The 17,874-nt window shown below is 74.6% G+C and carries 15 protein-coding genes; 6 read left to right on the top strand and 9 right to left on the bottom strand.

Going from position 1 to position 17,874, the window contains the following annotated elements; translation table 11 throughout:
• Positions 1 to 157 precede the first annotated feature (157 nt).
• Positions 158 to 766, top strand: a complete 609-nt coding sequence (locus tag TK50_RS06170) for a DedA family protein (protein WP_043961860.1) — start codon at positions 158 to 160, stop codon at positions 764 to 766.
• A 21-nt stretch (positions 767 to 787) separates the two neighbouring features.
• Here the strand turns inward: TK50_RS06170 and TK50_RS06165 are convergent, their stop codons facing one another.
• Positions 788 to 2,191 carry an NAD(P)H-quinone dehydrogenase gene (locus TK50_RS06165; protein ID WP_043961859.1) on the bottom strand — a complete coding sequence of 468 codons (1,404 nt, stop codon included), beginning with the start codon at positions 2,189 to 2,191 and terminating at the stop codon, positions 788 to 790.
• Positions 2,192 to 2,297: 106 nt separating this feature from the next.
• On the opposite strand from TK50_RS06165, the gene TK50_RS06160 reads away from it, so the two are divergent.
• Positions 2,298 to 2,753, top strand: coding sequence for a gamma-glutamylcyclotransferase (locus tag TK50_RS06160; protein ID WP_043961858.1), 456 nt, complete (start codon positions 2,298 to 2,300; stop codon positions 2,751 to 2,753).
• 137 nt (positions 2,754 to 2,890) lie between these two features.
• Here TK50_RS06160 and TK50_RS06155 read toward each other — a convergent pair whose 3' ends face one another.
• From TK50_RS06155 to TK50_RS06140, 4 genes are all read right to left on the bottom strand, one after another.
• A complete protein-coding gene (locus TK50_RS06155) occupies positions 2,891 to 3,853 on the bottom strand; it encodes a GNAT family N-acetyltransferase (protein WP_043961857.1) in 963 nt (320 codons plus the stop codon).
• A 142-nt stretch (positions 3,854 to 3,995) separates the two neighbouring features.
• Positions 3,996 to 4,745, bottom strand: a complete 750-nt coding sequence (locus tag TK50_RS06150) for an SCO6745 family protein (protein WP_043961856.1) — start codon at positions 4,743 to 4,745, stop codon at positions 3,996 to 3,998.
• Positions 4,746 to 4,750: 5 nt separating this feature from the next.
• Positions 4,751 to 5,857 carry a coiled-coil domain-containing protein gene (locus TK50_RS06145; protein WP_043961855.1) on the bottom strand — a complete coding sequence of 369 codons (1,107 nt, stop codon included), beginning with the start codon at positions 5,855 to 5,857 and terminating at the stop codon, positions 4,751 to 4,753.
• 3 nt (positions 5,858 to 5,860) lie between these two features.
• Complete coding sequence (locus tag TK50_RS06140) at positions 5,861 to 6,490, bottom strand: MBL fold metallo-hydrolase (RefSeq protein ID WP_043961854.1); 630 nt, start codon at positions 6,488 to 6,490, stop codon at positions 5,861 to 5,863.
• A 119-nt stretch (positions 6,491 to 6,609) separates the two neighbouring features.
• On the opposite strand from TK50_RS06140, the gene TK50_RS06135 reads away from it, so the two are divergent.
• Positions 6,610 to 7,554, top strand: coding sequence for a DUF4349 domain-containing protein (locus TK50_RS06135; protein WP_043961853.1), 945 nt, complete (start codon positions 6,610 to 6,612; stop codon positions 7,552 to 7,554).
• Here TK50_RS06135 and TK50_RS06130 read toward each other — a convergent pair.
• Both TK50_RS06130 and TK50_RS06125 read right to left on the bottom strand, forming a co-directional pair.
• Entirely contained in the window at positions 7,511 to 8,773 is a 1,263-nt protein-coding gene (locus TK50_RS06130) for an amidohydrolase (protein WP_043961852.1), read from the bottom strand. The genes TK50_RS06135 and TK50_RS06130 overlap by 44 nt on opposite strands.
• Before the next feature lie 515 nt (positions 8,774 to 9,288).
• Positions 9,289 to 10,872 carry an acyl-CoA mutase large subunit family protein gene (locus TK50_RS06125; protein WP_043961850.1) on the bottom strand — a complete coding sequence of 528 codons (1,584 nt, stop codon included), beginning with the start codon at positions 10,870 to 10,872 and terminating at the stop codon, positions 9,289 to 9,291.
• A gap of 212 nt (positions 10,873 to 11,084) precedes the next feature.
• On the opposite strand from TK50_RS06125, the gene TK50_RS06120 reads away from it, so the two are divergent.
• Together TK50_RS06120 and TK50_RS06115 are read left to right on the top strand one after the other, a co-directional pair.
• On the top strand, positions 11,085 to 13,400 hold the full coding sequence (locus tag TK50_RS06120) for a serine/threonine-protein kinase (RefSeq protein ID WP_043961849.1): 2,316 nt from the start codon (positions 11,085 to 11,087) through the stop codon (positions 13,398 to 13,400).
• 102 nt (positions 13,401 to 13,502) lie between these two features.
• Entirely contained in the window at positions 13,503 to 15,281 is a 1,779-nt protein-coding gene (locus TK50_RS06115) for a phospho-sugar mutase (RefSeq protein WP_043961848.1), read from the top strand.
• A gap of 147 nt (positions 15,282 to 15,428) precedes the next feature.
• On the opposite strand, the gene TK50_RS06110 is transcribed toward TK50_RS06115, so the two are convergent.
• Together TK50_RS06110 and upp are read right to left on the bottom strand one after the other, a co-directional pair.
• Complete coding sequence (locus tag TK50_RS06110) at positions 15,429 to 16,106, bottom strand: GOLPH3/VPS74 family protein (RefSeq protein WP_043961847.1); 678 nt, start codon at positions 16,104 to 16,106, stop codon at positions 15,429 to 15,431.
• Positions 16,107 to 16,157: 51 nt separating this feature from the next.
• Positions 16,158 to 16,790 (bottom strand): uracil phosphoribosyltransferase, encoded by a 633-nt coding sequence (gene upp, locus TK50_RS06105; RefSeq protein ID WP_043961846.1) that lies wholly within the window; start codon positions 16,788 to 16,790, stop codon positions 16,158 to 16,160.
• Between the two features lie 124 nt (positions 16,791 to 16,914).
• On the opposite strand from upp, the gene deoC reads away from it, so the two are divergent.
• Positions 16,915 to 17,874 (top strand): deoxyribose-phosphate aldolase, encoded by a 960-nt coding sequence (deoC, locus tag TK50_RS06100; RefSeq protein WP_043961845.1) that lies wholly within the window; start codon positions 16,915 to 16,917, stop codon positions 17,872 to 17,874.

Genomic DNA, 17,874 nt, shown 5'->3' with positions numbered 1-17,874 from the left:
TCGTCACGGACGCGCCGACCGCCTCCACCCGTACGCCGAGGTTGCCGGCCCGCCGGCCGTGTCGGCGGTCACCACCGGCCGGGGTGGGCTGCGGTGACGCCGGGCACGCCGGCAGGCTCGGTGCATCCGATCGGCCGGACCCGGCGAGGGGGTTGTCGTGCCTGAGCTGCTGACCAACGTCGCCTCGCCGCTCTGGGCCTACCTGGTCCTGCTCGGGTTGCTGGCGGTCGACGCCTTCGTGCCGGTCGTACCCACGCAGGTCCTGATGATCACCGGCGGCGCGCTCACCGTGTACGGCGGGCTGAGCCTGCCGGTGACCATCGGCGTCGGCGCGCTCGGCGTCTTCGCCGGCGACCTCGCCTGCTACCTGCTGGGCCGGCGCGCGCCGGACCGCCGGCCGGCACCGACCGCCGCGCCGGGCCGGGCCCGCCGGATCGCCGGCCGGGTGACCCGGGGGCTGCGCCGGCCGGGGCCGCTGGTGATCCTGCTCTGCCGCTTCGTGCCCGGCGGCCGGATGGCCGCCTGCTTCGCCGCCGGCCGCAGCCGGTACCCGTACCGGCTGTTCCTCGCGTACGAGGCGCTGGCGGCGGCCGGCTGGGCCACCTACGGGACGCTGATCGGGCACCTCGGCGGCACGGCGCTGACCGAGTCGGCGTGGCAGCTGCTGGTGATCGCCGGGGCGGCGGCGGCCGGCTTCGCGGCGGCCGGGTGGGCGATGACCGCCTTCGGCGCCCGCCGCGCCCGCCCCGAACCCCCGACCGACTGACCGTCAGCGGGATGCGAGCTACTACTCCAGCTCGTGGAGCATGAGCTGGCGGGCCGCCTCGGTGATCGAGCCCGACAGGCTCGGGTAGATCGTGATGGTCTGGGCCAGCTCGTTGACCGTGAGGTTGTTCTCCACCGCCATCGTGATCGGCAGGATCAGCTCGCTGGCCTTCGGGGCCACCACCACGCCGCCGATCACCTGGCCGCTGGCCGGGCGGCAGAACAGCTTCACGAAGCCGTCGGCGAGGTCGTCCATCTTCGCCCGCGCGTTGCCCGACAGCGGCAGCATCACCTGGCGGGCCGGGGTCCGGCCCGCGTCCACCTCGTCCTGGGAGACGCCCACGGTGGCCAGCTCCGGGTCGGTGAAGACGTTCGCGGCGACCGTACGCAGCCGCAGCGGCCGGACCGCCTCGCCGAGGGCGTGCCACATCGCGATCCGGCCCTGCATCGCGGCGACGCTGGCCAGCGGCAGCACCCCCGTGCAGTCGCCGGCCGCGTAGATGCCGGGGACGTTGGTGCGCGACACCCGGTCGACGGTGACGTAGCCGCCCCGGGCCAGCTCCACGCCGTACTCCGCGAGGCCGAGGCCGGCGGTGTTGGGGATCGAGCCGACCGCGATGAGCGCGTGCGAGCCCTGCACCAGCCGGCCGTCGGCCAGCTCCACCTCCACCCCGTCGGCGGTGCGCCGCACGCCCTCGGCGCGGGAGTTGTTGAGGATCGTCATGCCCCGGGAGCGGAACACCCGCTCGATCGCCATGGCGGCGTCGGCGTCCTCGTGCGGCATCACCCGGTCCCGGCTGGAGACGAGGGTGACCGGGACCCCCATCGCCAGGTATGCGCTGGCGAACTCGGCACCGGTGACGCCGGAGCCGACCACGATCAGGTGCTCGGGCAGCTCGGGCAGGTCGTACACCTGCCGCCAGGTCAAAATGCGCTCGCCGTCGGGCACGGCCGTGGGGAGCTGACGCGGGGTGGCCCCGGTGGCGACCAGCACGGTCGACGCGTCGATCGTGTGCTTTCCGGAGCCGTCGGCCGGGGTGACGACGACGCGGTGGGTGTGGCCCAGCATGTCCTCGCCGAGCCGGGCCGTGCCGGCGACGAAGGTGACGCCGGCCTTGACCAGCTTGGCGTGGATGTCGGCGGACTGGGCCAGCGCGAGCCGCTTGACCCGCTCGTGCACGGTCCGCGCGTCGACCGTTACCGCCTCCAGCCCGTCGGAGTGCACCCCGAACTCCTCGGTGTCCCGGTAGCCGGTGACCACCTCCGAGCTGGCGATGAACGTCTTCGACGGGACGCAGTCGGACAGCACGCACGCGCCGCCGGCCCCCTCGGCCTCCACCACGGTCACATCGGCGTCCAACTGGGCGGCGACCAGAGCCGCCTCGTACCCGGCCGGCCCACCGCCGATGATCACGATCTGGCTCACAGCTGTCGCCCCTCGTCCATGCTCACAGTGACTTTCTTCTCCCCGACACGTCCGACACGCACCGTCGTATTCTCCCCCACCCGTCCGCCGGGCTATCGTCATCGCCGTGCGTCATTACGCCGCCTACGGCTCAAACCTGGATCCCGCCCGGATGCGCGCCTACTGCCCGCACTCCCCGATGGTCGGCGTCGGCTGGCTGGAGGGCTGGCGGCTCACCTTCGCCGGCGAGGGCGTGATCGGCTGGGAGGGCGCGGTCAGCACCGTCGTCGAGTCCCCCGGTGACCGGGTGTTCGTGGCGCTCTACGACATCCACCCGTACGACGCCGCCCAGCTCGACGAGATCGAGGGGGTGACCTCCGGGACGTACCGGAAGCTGCACGTCCGGGTCTCCACCCTCGACGGGGACGTGACCGCCTGGGTCTACGTCTTCGACGGCTACGAGGGCGGCCTGCCGACGGCCTGGTACCTGTCGGAGATCGCCAACGCCGCCGAGAAGGCGGGCGCGCCCGACGACTACGTCAGCGAGCTGCGGTCCCGCCCCACCGGCACCGCGTCGGCATAGCGCGTCTCCCACGCCCTCAGTCTGCTCTCCCCCGGATCGGGGCGCACGGCGGCCCGGGGCGGGGTCGCCTGGCCCACACCGGCGGGCCGCCCGTCACGCGGCGGCGGGGTTCCTGTCACGCAGCGGCAAGGTTCCTGTCACCCAGCGGCGGCGGGGACGGTGCGCTCGTACATGTCGGCCCAGTGCAGCTCCCGCAGCCCCACCGAGCGGTAGAGCGTCGCCGGGGAGGTCGGGTTGGCGAGGTCCACGCCGAGGCCGGCATGCCGCCGCCCCTTGGCCGCGTAGACCGCGAAGGCCCGGCGCAGCAGCGCGGCCCCCACCCCGCGCCGCCGGTGCGTCGGCAGCACCGACAGGGTGCGCACCCAGCCCATGTCCTGCTCCAGCGCCTGGTCGGACGACTGCAACGCGCCGGCCGGCTCCCCGTCGACCTCGGCGACGAACCACTCGTCCCAGGTCCTGGCGTACGCGGGCAGGTGCTCGCGCCACTGGTCGTACCCGACCGGCTCGTAGTCCGGGGTGTCCCGGAACGACGTGTCGAAGATCCGGTGGAACAGCCGCAGGTCCGCCTCGTCGCCGGCCCGCAACGGGCGGACCGTCACCCCCGGCGGCAGCGGCGGCTCGGCGGGCAGGTCGGCCAGCTCCCGGCTCATCCGCAGGTACCGCTTCACCCGGGTGAACCCGGCCTCGGCCAGCTCTGCCGCCCACCGGGTCTCCGGCCCGTACGCCGACACGCGGACGGTCAGCGCGGGCAGGCCCCGCTCGGCGGCCCGTTCGGCGACCCGGTCCAGCATCCGGGCGAGCAGCGGCGCACGGACCGCCGCGCCGTGCTCCGGGTCGACGAGGACGTCGACGAACTCCCGGCCCACCCCGGTCGGGTTGTCCACCAGCGACCAGGCGACGAGCCGGCCCTGGGGGTCGCTGACCAGCCAGGAGTCGCGCGCCGGGTCGAAGTACGGTGCCGTCAGCGCGGCCTTGACGTCCTCGGCGTCGAAGTCCGGGTGGCCGATCGAGAAGGTGTCGGCGGCGTGCACGACCGCGAGGATCGCGGGTACGTCGTCGAGGGTGGGGCGGCGCGCCGCCCAGCCGGCGGGAAGAGTCACGGGGCGATCCTGGCAGCCACCCCTGCGCCCGCGCCCCCCATTTTCCTCCCGCCGCTCCCGCTCCCCCTGGCGCGCCCGGCGCCCCGCAGCGCCCCGCGCGCCGCTCGGCGCGGGGCGGCGTGGTGAGTCTGCACCTCAGGCGTCAGGAAGGGGCCCTTCCTTGCACCAGGGTGTGCGCGCTGGTCAGCAGGTCGAGCAGTTCGGTGCCCTCGGCCGGGGTGAGGGCCCGGAAGCCGACCGACGTCAGGCGGTCGGTCACCGCGTCGGCCCACAGCCGCCGGCGCACCAGGGGCCCGGCCGGGGGATACGGCGGCGGCCAGCCGCAGGCGAGCGCGGCGGACTCCCCGTCCGGGCCGGACAGCACCGACTCCAGCGGCGTCAGCCCGCCGGCCCGCGACGCCAGCAGGCACGCCCCGATGACGTGTTCCCGGAGCAGCAGCAGCCCGACGGCGGCGCGGGCGGCCGGTGAGTCGGCCGGCGGCGGCGTGGCCCGCCAGGCGGCGAAGAGCGGCATCGCGCTGGCGTCGGCCGCGTCGGCCACCCGGTGCAGCAGGGTCGCCAGCCGGGTCACCCCGGCCATGGCGGCCAGGTGCTCGATGCCCCACCGGCAGCATTCGGCCAGGTACGCCGCCGCCACCTCGGGCGGGCGGAGCACGCGGGCGGCGGCGTCCCACCCGTCGGCGACGGCGTCGGGGGCGACGAAGCCGAGGGCGGCGGTCACCGTGGCGACCCGGACGTCGCCGAGCACCCCGGCCCGGCCGGCGACGTGGAAGGCCCAGCCGGGGATGCCGAGCCGGCCGGCCCGGCGCAGGGTGGCCGGGCAGCGGGTGAACGCCGCCCCGAGCCCCAGCACCAACGGCTTGCTCGCGGCGGCGACCTGCTCCGGCGTCATCGGGATCAGTCTGCCCCGCCGGGGCCCTCCGCCGCAGCCCCCTCTTCGGCGTCCACCGCCTCGATCGCGCCCTCGACCTCGCCGGTGCGGCGGCGGGCGGCGGTGACGGCCCGCTCCGCCGCCCGGCGGGCCAGCTTCCGTCGGCTCAGCTCCTGTTCGGCCCGGGCGCGCCGCCGTTCCAGCTCGGCCAGCGACCGTTCGATGCCGGCCAGTTCCTCGGCGCCGTCGTGCTCGGCCTCCGCCGCGCCGGCCAGCTCCGCCTCGGCCCGCTCCTGGTCGGTACGCGCCCGCGTCAGTTCCCGCTCCAGCGCCCGGCGCTGCCGGGCCCGCTCGGCCCGCGCGGCGCGCTCCGCCTCCCGGGTGGCACGGGCGGCGTCCCGCTCGGCACGGTCGGCCTTCCGGGCGGCACGCTCGGCGCGGTCGTCCTCCCGGGTGGTGCGGCCCGCCTCGCGGGCGGCGTGATCGGCGTGATCGGCGCGGCCGGCCTTCCGGCCGGCCTGATCGGCACGGCCGGCGTGCTCGCCACGACCCGTCCTCCGGTCGGCGGCGCGGTGCCCGGGGCCGGCGGGCGGGCCGGCGGGCGGTGTCGGCTCCTCGCCGCCGGTGACCAGGCGGAGCTGGGGGCGGGGCACCTCGCCGAAGCCGGCGTAGCTGGCGGCCCGCAACAGCCGGCCCGAGCGCACCTGCTCGGCCACCCCCGCGTCCGAGAGGGCGGCGTTGAGGGTTGCCTCCACCTCGCCCAGCGGCAGCTTCCCGGCCGGCGGGCCGCCCTCGACGTCGGCGGCCAGCCGGCGCGCCTCGGCGACCAGTGCGGCGACCGCCGCCCGCCGCTGGGCGGACAGCTCCCGCAGCCGGGGGCCGCGCAGGTCGCGCTGGGCGGCGCGCAGCGCCTCGGCGAGCTGGGTCAGGTCGGCGACCAGCTCGGGGCGGCGCAGGGCGAGCAGGTTGACCAGCCAGGCGGCCACGGTGGGCCGGCGCAGCCGGGCGATCTCGCGGGCCGTGGCCGGGTCGCCGGAGCGCCGGGCCTCGGCGACGGCCGCGTCGCGGGTGGCGACGAACCCCTCCGGCGGCTCGGTGTAGAGCCGCCGGAGGAGGTCCTGCGGGAGCGGCACGGCTCAGGCGTCGAGCCGGCTGCCCGGCTCGAGGCGCTGGTAGTCGGTGCCGGACAGGGCGGCGTACTGGCGGTCGAGGACGGCGAGCCCGTTGTCGTTGAGCAGCCCGTCGTGCAGGGCGAAGGCCCGGCGCGGGGCGACGGCGCGGATGAAGTCGACGACCTCGGAGAACTTCGACCAGGGGGCGTGGATCGGCGCGAAGAGCGTGTCCACCTGGACGTCCTCGGGTGCCACCAGCGAGTCGCCGGGGTGGTAGACGACGTCGTCGAGCAGGTATCCGAGGTTGTCCACGACCGGGATGTCGGGGTGGATGACGGCGTGCCGGCCGCCGTAGGCGCGTACCGGCACGCCCGCGGCCGTGAACGACTGGCCGGGCGCGACCGGTTCCAGGGCCTCGGCCGCGTCGCCGAGGACGCCGGCCAGCGAGGCCGGGCCGTGGATGCGCAGCGGCCGGCGGTCGAGCTGCCGGGTGAGGGCCGCGACGTCGACGTGGTCGGGGTGCTCGTGGGTGATCAGCACCGCGTCCGCCCCGTCCAGCGCGCCCGGGTCGCTGAAGACGCCGGGGTCGACGACCAGCACCCCGCCGTCGTGCTCGACGCGGAGGCAGGAGTGGGCGTACTTGGTGAGCTGCATCGTGACTCCTCGATTGACCTAATCGTGATGTCTCTGAGCGCAGTCTGCCGGAACCGGCCCGGTGCCGCGTCGCGTCTGACGTATCGCCCGATGGGGGGCGCAGACGATCGGAGCTGTTGATGGACGGACACGCGAGACGCAGGTTGTGGACCGCGGTGGGGTTGGTGGCGTTGCTGGCGGTCGGTGGGTGCAGCGCCGACGGCGGCAGCGGCGGCGCCGAGGACTCGGCGGCGGTGGCTCCGCAGCAGGGGGCGCCGGCCGGCGGGGCGAAGGCGGAGCAGGGGGCCGATGCCGGCGGGGCGCGCTCGGGCGCGGGCGGCGGGTCACCGGACCTGCGGGTCGACCAGCGCTCGATCATCTACACCGGAACCATGCGGGTACGGGTGGACGATGTGGACGCCGCCGCCCGGTCGGCCGTCACGGCGGTCACCGGCATCGGTGGCTTCGTCGGCGGCGACGAGCGCAGCAGCGGGGGGACCGCCAACGCCCGGGCGGAACTGCAGCTGCGGGTGCCGGCGGAGCGGTTCACCGCCGTGCTGGAGGAGCTGGCGCGGCTCGGCCGGCAGGAACAGCGGGCGATCCGCACGGAGGACGTGACCGAGGAGACCGTCGACCTCGACGCGCGGATCGCCACCCAGCGGGCCCGGGTCGAGAGCGGTCGCAAGCTGCTGGCGCGGGCCACCTCGATCGGCGACCTGGTGACGCTGGAGAGCGAGGTGGCCCGCCGGGAGGCCGACCTCGCCTCGCTGGAGGCGAAGAAGCGCCGCCTGGCCGACCTGACGGCGCTCTCCACCATCACCCTCACCCTGGTCGGGCCGGAGGCGGACGTCCGGGACCCGGAGCCCGACACCGGCTTCCTGGTCGGCCTGCGCGGCGGTTGGACGGCGTTCGTCGCCTCGCTGGGCGTGCTGCTCACGGTGCTCGGGGCGCTGCTGCCGTTCGCGGTGGCCATCGGCGTGCCGGTGGCCGTGCTGGTGACGGTGCTGAGGCGGCGCCGGCGGCGGGCGCCGGCGCCGGTCGTCAGCGCGCCGCCGCCAGTGCCCGCAGCGCGGTCTGCACCATGACCCGGACGCCGACAGCGATGGCCCGCTCATCGACGTCGAACGAGGCCCGGTGCAGGTCGACGTTCGGGCCGGACCGGCCGACGCCGAGCCGGGCCAGCGCGCCGGGGACGTGCTCCAGATACCAGGAGAAGTCCTCGCCGCCCATGCTCTGCGGGGTCTCGGCGACCCCGTCCGGGCCGAGCGCGGCGTGGGTCGCCGCCGTCAGCACCTGGATCGCCCTGGCGTCGTTGGTGACCGGAGGTCGGCCGCGCAGGTACTCCAGGTCGACGGTGGCGCCGGTGGGGGCGATGACGTCCCGCACCACCTGAGCGACGATCTTGGGGGCCTCGTCCCAGGTGTTGCGGTCCATCACCCGCAGGGTGCCGGACGCCGTCGCCTCGGACGGGATCACGTTGTACCGGGTGCCGGCCGAGGCGTGGCCGAACACCAGCAGCAGCCCGCTGTTGGCCGGCACCCGGCGGCTGACCAGGGCGGGCACCTCGGTGACCAGCCGGCCGAGCGCGTCGACCAGGTCGACGGTCAGGTGCGGACGGGCGGTGTGCCCGCCCGGGCCGGTGAGCCGCACGGTGACGTTGTCGGCGGCGGCGGTGATCGGGCCGACCCGCAGGCCGACCTTGCCGACGGGCTGGTTGGGGTCGCAGTGCAGCGCGAAGATCTGCACGACGTCGTCGAGGCCGCCGGCCTCGATGACCTCCAGCGAGCCGCAGGGCAGGATCTCCTCGGCTGGCTGGAAGATCAGCCGGACCCGGCCGTCCAGCTCGCCGAGGTCGGCGAGCTGGGCCAGCAGCATGCCGACGCCGAGCAGCACGGTGGTGTGCACGTCGTGGCCGCAGGCGTGGCAGACGCCGTCCTTCGTGGACCGGTAGGGCACGTCCTTGACGTCGGTCAGCGGCAGCGCGTCGATGTCGGCGCGCAGCGCGACCACCGGGCCGTCGGGGCGGCCGTCGATGTCGCAGATGACCCCGTTGCCCTTCGGCAGCATGCGGGGCCGCAGGCCGGCGAGGGACAGCTCGCGGGCGATCAGGGCCGCTGTCTCGAACTCCTCGCCGGAGAGCTCCGGGTGGGAGTGGATGTGCCGGCGGGTGGCAACGAGGCCGGGCACCCGGAGGGCGAGCAGATGGTCGAGCTCGAAGGGCAAAGGCTGCGACCCGGACGGCGACTCCGGCCAGGCCGACGACGCCAGGTGGCTGCCGTTCGGCAGCGTCAACGCACTCGTCACGTCGAAATCTCGATCACTAGGAATGGATGGATCTTCGGGGATGACAGCCGCCAGCCTAGACCTTCGACGGTGACTCTGTGCAACATCATTCCCGTAGTGATCGGACCGCGCAGCGTCACGAAAGCCCTGGTGGGAGGGCTCCATAATCTGCGGGACAGCAGGTAGATCGCGGTTGAACGCCGTCATCTGCCCCACACCTCCTACAACCCGTAACCGACTCGGCGGTCACGAAATCACCCTCGATCCGGGGCCGTCGCTACCGAATTGTCGCATTAGTCGCTTCGGCTAACCGCCGCTCAGACAATTAACCGACCGCACTCGGCGGCCGGACGACTCCCGACGGTGACACGACGGGTCGGCATGCTCCCGCACACGCTGTCCGTCCCGTTCACCCGGACGGGTTACCCACTGCCCCGGGTGGCACACACCGGGCCACCCCGGCTGGGCTCACACCGGCGACCCTAGCCCCGCCCGGTTACGCTTCGCGACCCCTCAACCGACGGATCAGGGGTGGGTCAGAACCTGTCGCTGGGGCGGTACGTGCCCCAGACCTGGCGCAGGGTGCCGCAGACCTCGCCGACCGTGGCCCGGGACCGCAGCGCCTCCTTCATCGGGTGCAGCACGTTCGCCGTGCCCTCGGCGGCGGCGCGCAGCTCGCCCAGCGCCCGCTCGACGGCGGCGTTGTCCCGCTCGACCCGCAGCTTCGCCAGCCGCTCGGCCTGGGCCGCCTCGATCGTCGGGTCCACCCGCAGCGGCTCGTACGGCTCGTCGGCGTCGACCGTGAACCGGTTGAGGCCCACCACGACCCGCTCACCCGAGTCGATCTCCTGGGCCATCCGGTACGCCGACTGCTCGATCTCCCGCTTCTGGAAGCCCGCCTCGATGGCGTCGACCACCGAACCGTGGTCGGCCACCCGCTCCATCAGCTCCACCACCGCCGCCTCGATCTCGGCGGTCATCGCCTCCACCACGTACGACCCGGCGAACGGGTCGACGGTGGCGGTCAGGTCCGTCTCGTACGCGAGGACCTGCTGGGTGCGCAGCGCCAGCCGGGCGGCCTTCTCGGTGGGCAGCGCGATGGCCTCGTCGAAACTGTTCGTGTGCAGCGACTGGGTGCCGCCGAGCACCGCGCCCAGCCCCTGGATCGCCACCCGGACCAGGTTCACCTCGGGCTGCTGGGCGGTGAGCTGCACGCCCGCCGTCTGGGTGTGGAAGCGCAGCATCATCGACTTCGGGTTCTTCGCGCCGAACTCGTCGCGCATCAGCCGGGCCCAGATCCGCCGGGCGGCGCGGAACTTCGCGACCTCCTCCAGCAGGGTGGTGCGGGCGACGAAGAAGAACGACAGCCGGGGCGCGAAGTCGTCCACGGCCAGCCCGGCGGCGAGCGCCGCCCGGACGTACTCGACGCCGTTGGCCAGGGTGAACGCGATCTCCTGCGCGGGCGTCGCGCCGGCCTCGGCCATGTGGTAGCCGGAGATGGAGATGGTGTTCCACTTCGGCACCTCCGCCCGGCAGTAGGCGAACGTGTCGGCGACCAGCCGCAGCGACGGCTTCGGCGGGAAGATGTACGTCCCCCGGGCGATGTACTCCTTCAGGATGTCGTTCTGGATGGTGCCGTTGAGCGCCGCGCCCGGCACCCCGGCCTCCTCGGCGACGAGCTGGTAGAGCAGGAGCAGCACCGACCCCGGCGCGTTGATCGTCATCGAGGTGGAGACCTTGTCCAGCGGGATGCCGTCGAACAGCAGCCGCATGTCCTCGATCGAGTCGATGGCGACGCCGACCTTGCCGACCTCGCCGTGGGCGATCGGGTCGTCCGAGTCGTACCCCATCTGGGTGGGCAGGTCGAACGCGACGGACAGGCCCATGGTGCCGGCGCGCAGGAGCTGGTGGTAGCGCGCGTTGCTCTCGGTGGCGGTGCCGAAACCGGCGTACTGTCGCATCGTCCACGGTCGGGAGGTGTACATGGTGGAGTAGACCCCACGGGTGTACGGGAACTCCCCCGGCCCGCCCAGCCGGTCGGGCAGGTCCTCCGGCAGGTCCGCCTGGGTGTAGACACCCTTGATCGGGAAGCCGGACTCGCTCGACCGCGGTTCGCTCATCCCCGGATGGTAGGACGTGCCGCCGCGCCGGAGGGTGAGGGATTCCGCACACCGGACCCCTGTCTTTCCCGGCGCCCCCGAGGGTGAACGCCTGGCCACGTAGGGTCCGGTTCGGTAAACGTCCGTCGCGTCGGGTTTCGCATCGGGCGTCGGAACCAGCAAGATAGGGGTGTTGTGTCCCAGCCCCCTCGATTTCCCCCGGTGGCTTTTCTGTGACTCAGATCCCGACGTGGAGCGGCGGACCAGTCAGCCCACCCCACGGACGTGCGGCAGCCGGCACCACCATCGGTGACCGATACTCCCTCCGGTCCGCGGTGGGCAACGGCGGCATGGGCACGGTCTGGCGTGCCACAGACACCCTGTTGCGGCGCGACGTGGCGGTGAAGGAGGTCGTCCTCCCGCCGGGCCTGGCCCCGAGCGACCGCGACGCCATGTACGAACGCACGCTGCGCGAGGCCCGCGCGGCGGCGGCCATCCAACACCCGGCCGTCGTCCAGGTGTACGACGTGGTCACCGAGGGTGGCCGCCCCTGGATCGTGATGGAGCTGCTGGACGCCCGCAGCCTCGCCGACATGGTGATCGAGGACGGGCCCGTGGCCCCCCGCGCGGTTGCCAAGATCGGCATCGCTCTGCTCGGCGCGCTGGAGGTGGCCCACGCGATCGGGGTGCTGCACCGCGACGTCAAGCCGGCCAACGTGCTGATCTGCACCGACGGCCGGTGCGTGCTCACCGACTTCGGCGTGGCCAAGCTCCCCACCGACGTGCAGCTCACCACGCCGGGGATGGTGCTCGGCTCGCCGCACTTCATCTCGCCCGAGCGGGCCATGGGCCAGGATTTCGGCCCGCCGAGCGACCTGTTCTCGCTCGGCGTGACCCTCTACACGGCGGTGGAGGGCCGGCCCCCGTTCGACAAGGGCGACCCGATCGAGACCATGCACGCCGTGGTCGAGGACCCGCCGGCCACACCGCAGCGCAGCGGCCCGCTGACCCGGGTGCTGATGGGGCTGTTGGAAAAGGACCCGGCCCGCCGCCTCGACGTGCACACCGCCCGCGCGATGCTGCGCGAGCTGCTCGCCGGCCCGCTGACCAGCACCGCCACCGCCGTCAACTCGGTCACCGACCCGTACGCGGTGGTGCCGGTCAAGCCGCGCCCGCCCGTCGTCGCGCCGCCGCCCGCCGAGGAGCCGAAGCCCAGCGGGCAGATCGGCGGCCGGGCGATGCTCGCCCCCGGCGAGTCGCTGACCGACCGGCTGGCCGCGCTGCGCCGGGGCGAGAAGGGCAAGAACAAGAAGAAGACCGCCGCCGCCGCGAGCGCCGCCGCGCTGGACGACACCAGCGCCGACGCACTCGCCGGCCCGCTGCACACCCCCACCGGGGCGATGCCCACGCCGCCCCCGCCGCCGGCCGGCCGCACGTACGGCGGCCCGCCTGCGGCGACCCAGCGGGTCGACGCGGGCGCCGCGCCGGAGGCCACCCAGCGGATGACGTACGGCGCCTCGCCCGACGCCACCCAGCGCGTGCCCCAGGGCGGCGCCTCGCCCGACGCCACGCAACGGGTCTCCGGCCTCGGCGCCTCGCCCGACGCCACGCAACGGGTCTCCGGCTTCGGCGGGGGTGCGGCCGACGCCACCCAGCAGGTGCCCGGCTTCGGCGGCAGCTCGCCGGACGCCACCCAGCAGGTGCCGTTCGGGCCCCGACCGGACGCGACGCAGCGGGTCACCTACGGCAGCCAGCCCGACGCCACCCAGCCGGTCCCCGGCTTCGGCGGCTCCCCCGACGCCACCCAGCGGGTCGGCGGCAGCGCGTACGGCGGCGGCCAGTGGTCGGTGCCCGGCACCGGCCAGCCGTGGACCGCCCCGGCCGCCGGCGCGCCCGCCCCGGCCACCGGCGGCGGCGCAGCCGGCCGCCTCGTCGCCACCGTCAAGGGCTGGCCGCGCAGGACGCAGCTCGCCGCGGCCGGCGGCCTCGCCGTGCTGCTGCTGATCGCCGTGTTCGCCTTCACCGGCGGCGACGACCCGGAGTCGCCGGCCACCCCGCAGGGGCAGCCGAGCGCGGGTGCGCCCGCCGGGCCCGGGGTGGAGATGCAGGAGCAGTCGGCCAAGGGCGTCACCGTGCAGGTGCCGAAGGGCTGGGAGCGCCGCAGCGCCGACGGGGCCGTGTGGGTCGACTACGTCGACCCGGAGGACAACGGCCGCAAGGTGCGCATCCTCTCCGAACGGTGGAGCACCTCGTCGATGCGCTGGGCCGAGTCCGCCGCGAACGGCCTGCGCAGCCGGTCGGCCTCCTGCCAGAAGCCGTACAACCAGGTGTCGATGACCGAGCAGGAGCTCGACGGCAAGGCGGCGGCGGAGTTCGAATACACGTGCGGCGAGGGCGACAGCAAGCGGCACGGGGTGTGGCGCGGGGTGGTGCACGAGGGCAAGGTCTACTCGTTCTACCTCTCCTCGACCGACGCCCGGTTCGCCGAGAGCAAGCCGATCTTCGACCAGATGGTGGCCTCGTTCAAGCTCGGCGGCGGCAGCAACTGACCCCGACGGGGCGACCCGACGCCGGCCGGGCCCGGGCCGGCGCGACACCGGCCCGGCCGGGCCGACGCGACGTGGTGATCCGCCGCCGTGCTATCAAGAGCCATGGCGGCGGAACCCACTGACCTTGACGAGACCCGCGACCGCGACGACGCGCGCGGGCTCGACGACCTTCGCGACCGGGCCCGGCGGTGGCTCGACGACGACCCCGACCCGGCCAGCCGCGACGAGCTGCAGGCCGTGCTCGACGGGCTCCCGGGGAGCGCGCCCGAGCTGGCCGACCGGTTCGCCGGGCCGCTGACCTTCGGCACCGCCGGGCTGCGCGGCCCGCTGCGCGCCGGCCCCAACGGGATGAACCTCGCCGTCGTCACCCAGGCCGCCGCCGGGCTCGTCGCCTGGCTCGCCGCCCAGGACGCCACCGGCCCGCTGGTCATCGGGTACGACGCCCGGCACGGCTCGCGGGAGTTCGCCGAGCGCACCGCCCAGGTCGCCACCGGCGCGGGCCGCGCCGCCCTGCTGCTGCCCCGCCCGCTGCCCACCCCCGTGCTCGCGTACGCGGTGCGGCAGCTCGACGCGGCGGCCGGCGTGATGGTGACCGCCAGCCACAATCCCCCGCAGGACAACGGCTACAAGGTCTACCTCGGCGCGCAGCTCGGCGGCGAGCTGGGCGCGGGGGCGCAGATCGTGCCGCCCGCCGACACCGGCATCGAGGCCGCCATCCGGGCGGTCGGTCCGCTCGCCGACGTGCCGCTGGGCCCGGCCGGTCAGGTCGTCGGCGACGACCTCGTCGTCTCGTACGTCGACCGGGCCGCCGCCGTGGTCGACCCGGCGGGGGCCCGGCGGCTGAAGGTGGCCTACACGCCGCTGCACGGCGTCGGCGCGGCCGTGCTGACCGCCGCCTTCGCCCGCGCCGGCTTCGGCATCCCCGGCGTGGTGCCCGACCAGGCGGTGCCGGACCCGGACTTCCCCACCGTCAGCTTTCCCAACCCGGAGGAGCCGGGGGCGATCGACCGCCTCGTCGGCCTCGCCCGGCGCACCGACGCCGACCTGGCCATCGCCAACGACCCCGACGCGGACCGCTGCGCGGTCGCCGTCCGCGACCGGGGTGCGGCGGGAGCTGCTGGCGTGGCGGGTGTTGCCGGCCCGGCGACCGTTGCCGGCCCGGCGGGCGCGAACGGGTCCGGCGGCTGGCGGATGCTGCGCGGCGACGAGGTGGGCGTGCTGCTCGCCGACCACCTCATGCGCCGGGGCGTGCAGGGTCTCTACGCCACCACCATCGTGTCGTCGTCCCTGCTGCGGGCCATGTGCGCCGCCCGGGGCCTGCCCTACGACGAGACGCTCACCGGGTTCAAGTGGATCGTCCGGGCCGGCGGCGGTTCCGCTCCCCTCGTCTACGGCTACGAGGAGGCGCTGGGCTACTGCGTCGCCCCGGAACACGTACGCGACAAGGACGGCATCACCGCCGCGCTGACCGTCGCCGAGCTGGCCGCCGGCCTGAAGGCGCAGGGGCGTAGCCTCACCGACCGGCTCGACGAGCTGGCCGCCGAGTTCGGCGTGCACCACACCGACCAGCTCTCGGTGCGGGTCGACGACCTGCGGATCATCGCCGACACGATGGCCCGGGTGCGGGCGGCCACCCCGACGACGCTGCTCGGGCAGCCGGTGACCGAGGCGCGGGACCTGCTCCCCGAGGCGGACGTGGTGATCCTGCGCAACGAGGCGGCCCGGGTGGTGATCCGCCCCTCGGGCACCGAGCCGAAGCTGAAGGCGTACCTGGAGGTGGTGGAGCCGGCCGCGGACGGCGACGTGCCGGCGGCCCGCAGCCGCGCGGCGACGGCCCTGGCGGCCCTCCGCGCGGAGATCGCCGCCGCCCTCGGCGTATAAGGCCGCACGCCCGCCCCCTCCGGCCTCCTGACCGGCACCCGCGGCCGGGCCCGCCGCAGCTCGGTGATCAAGAGGTTTGCGTCATCGTCGAGGCCGACGATGACGCATTTCTCTTGATCACCGAGGCTGGGTGGGTGGGTCAGTGCCTCAGGGGCGCTTGCCGAGGGCGGCATCGACCGCCTGGCCGAGGGCGGTGACGACCAGGGCCACCGAGGGGCGCACCACCGAGTCGTCCAGGCTGACGGTGCCGGAGAAGCCGGCCCCGCCCGCGATCTCCTCCAGCCGCCGCCGGGCGTCGACGGCAGCCTCGCCGGTCAGGCCGAGCGCCGGCTCCATCCGCAGCACGGCGACCAGGGTGGCCAGCGCCGCCGTCGCCTCGTCGGGGAGCTGACCGCCGGCCAGCGCCTCGGCGAGCCGCCGCCGGGTGTCCTCCTCCACCGTGCCGTCCGCCGTCGGGTAGCGGTGCACGTGGATGAAGCCCAGCTCCGTCTCCTCGACGTCGCGCACCACGCCTTGGGCGACCAGGGTCGCCAGGATCCGGTCGCGCAGGCCGTGCCGCAGCCGCTGCACCCACGACGACGGGCTGTGCGGGGTGTCGGCGGCCATCCGGCCCAGGACCTCGTCCAGGATCGGCTCGCCGGTGGGCGCCGGGTCCGTGACCACCAGGTTCCCGTCGGCGTACGCGACCCGGCCGGCGAGGGCCAGCTCGATCAGTACGGCGGCGGCCATCCCGAGGTCGAGGCTGATCCGCGGCATGGTCGCCTTGCCGGATTCATCGTCGTACGCGAGGAGCAGCAACTCCTCGGCCAGCGCAACACCAGTCATGGCCGGAGACGGTAGCGCCTGAGCGCACCCCCGCGCGCCCCAACTCGCGCCTCAGAAGCGGGGCATGCCGCCGAACTGGCGGTCGCCGGCGTCGCCGAGGCCCGGCACGATGAACATCTTGTCGTTGAGGCCCTCGTCGATCGAGGCGGTGACCAGGCGCAGCGGCAGGCCGGACTCCTCCAGCCGCCGGATGCCGACGGGCGCGGCGAGCACGCAGAGGACGGTGATGTCGGTGCAGCCCCGGTCGGCGAGCAGCCGGCAGCAGTGCTCCAGGGAGCCGCCGGTGGCGAGCATCGGGTCGAGGACGAGCACGGGCAGGCCGGCGAGGTCGCGGGGCAGCGACTCCATGTAGGCGCGCGGCTCGTACGTCTCCTCGTCGCGGGCGAGGCCGACGAAGCCCATGGACGACTCGGGGAGCAGCCCGAGCGCGGCGTCGGCCATGCCGAGGCCGGCCCGCAGCACGGGCACGAGCAGCGGCGGGTTGGCCAGCCGGGTGCCCTCGGCGCCGGTGACGGGGGTCTGCACCGGGTACTTCTCGACGGGGAAGGAGCGGGCGGCCTCGTACACGAGCATGGTGGTGAGCTCGTGCAGCGCGGCCCGGAAGGAGGAGGAGTCGGTGCGCGCGTCCCGCATGGCGGTCAGCCGCGACTGGGCGAGCGGGTGATCGATGACGTGTACGTCCACGATCGGTCAACCTACCGAACGGTCGGGTCCCGGGACATGGGGAGCGACGCCGCTCACCTCCACGGCCGACGGGGCGGTCGCGTGACCAAGATCACGGGGCGCGCGGGTGCGTAGACTTCCGGGCATGACGGCGACAGCGACGTCGGCCCGGTCGGACCTCTCCGAGCTGGGACGATCCGAGACCGCTCTGCGGACCTTCCTGCACGGCCTGCCGGGCGTGGACCAGGTCGGCGCGGAGCAGCGGGCGGCCCAGCTCGGCACCCGCTCCATCAAGACCACGGCCAAGGCCCAGGCGATCGACCTGGCCATCCGGATGGTCGACCTGACCACCCTCGAAGGGGCCGACACCCCCGGCAAGGTGCGGGCCCTCGCGGCCAAGGCGCTGCGCCCCGACCCGGCCGACCCGTCCTGCCCGCACGTCGGCGCGGTCTGCGTCTACCCGGCGATGGTCCCGCACGTGGCCGAGGTGCTGCGCGGAAGCGGCGTGCACCTGGCCAGCGTGGCGACGGCGTTCCCGTCCGGGCAGGCGCCGCTGGAGGTCAAGCTCGCCGACACCCGGGCGGCCGTGGCGGCCGGCGCGGACGAGATCGACATGGTGATCAACCGGGGCGCGTTCCTGGCCGGGCGTTACCAGGAGGTCTACGACGAGATCGTGGCCACCAAGCAGGCGTGCGGGGACGCCCACCTGAAGGTGATCCTGGAGACCGGCGAGCTGGCCACCTACGACAACGTGCGCCGGGCGTCGTGGCTGGCGATGCTGGCCGGCGGCGACTTCATCAAGACCTCCACGGGCAAGGTGCCGGTCGCGGCGACCCTGCCGGTGACCCTGGTGATGCTGGAGGCGGTCCGCGACTTCCGCGCCGCCACCGGGCGGCAGGTCGGCGTGAAGCCGGCCGGTGGGATCAAGACCACCAAGGACGCGATCAAGTACCTGGTCCTGGTCAACGAGACCGTCGGCGGCGACTGGCTGGACCCGGACTGGTTCCGGTTCGGCGCGTCCAGCCTGCTCAACGACCTGCTCATGCAGCGCACCAAGCTGACGACCGGCGTCTACTCCGGTCCCGACTACTTCACCCTGGACTGA

Origin of the sequence: Micromonospora haikouensis, assembly GCF_000876225.1 — a bacterium.
GTDB lineage: Bacteria > Actinomycetota > Actinomycetes > Mycobacteriales > Micromonosporaceae > Micromonospora > Micromonospora haikouensis.
The sequence above is the reverse complement of the archived record's forward strand: the minus strand, read 5'-3'. Positions and strand labels throughout refer to the sequence as shown.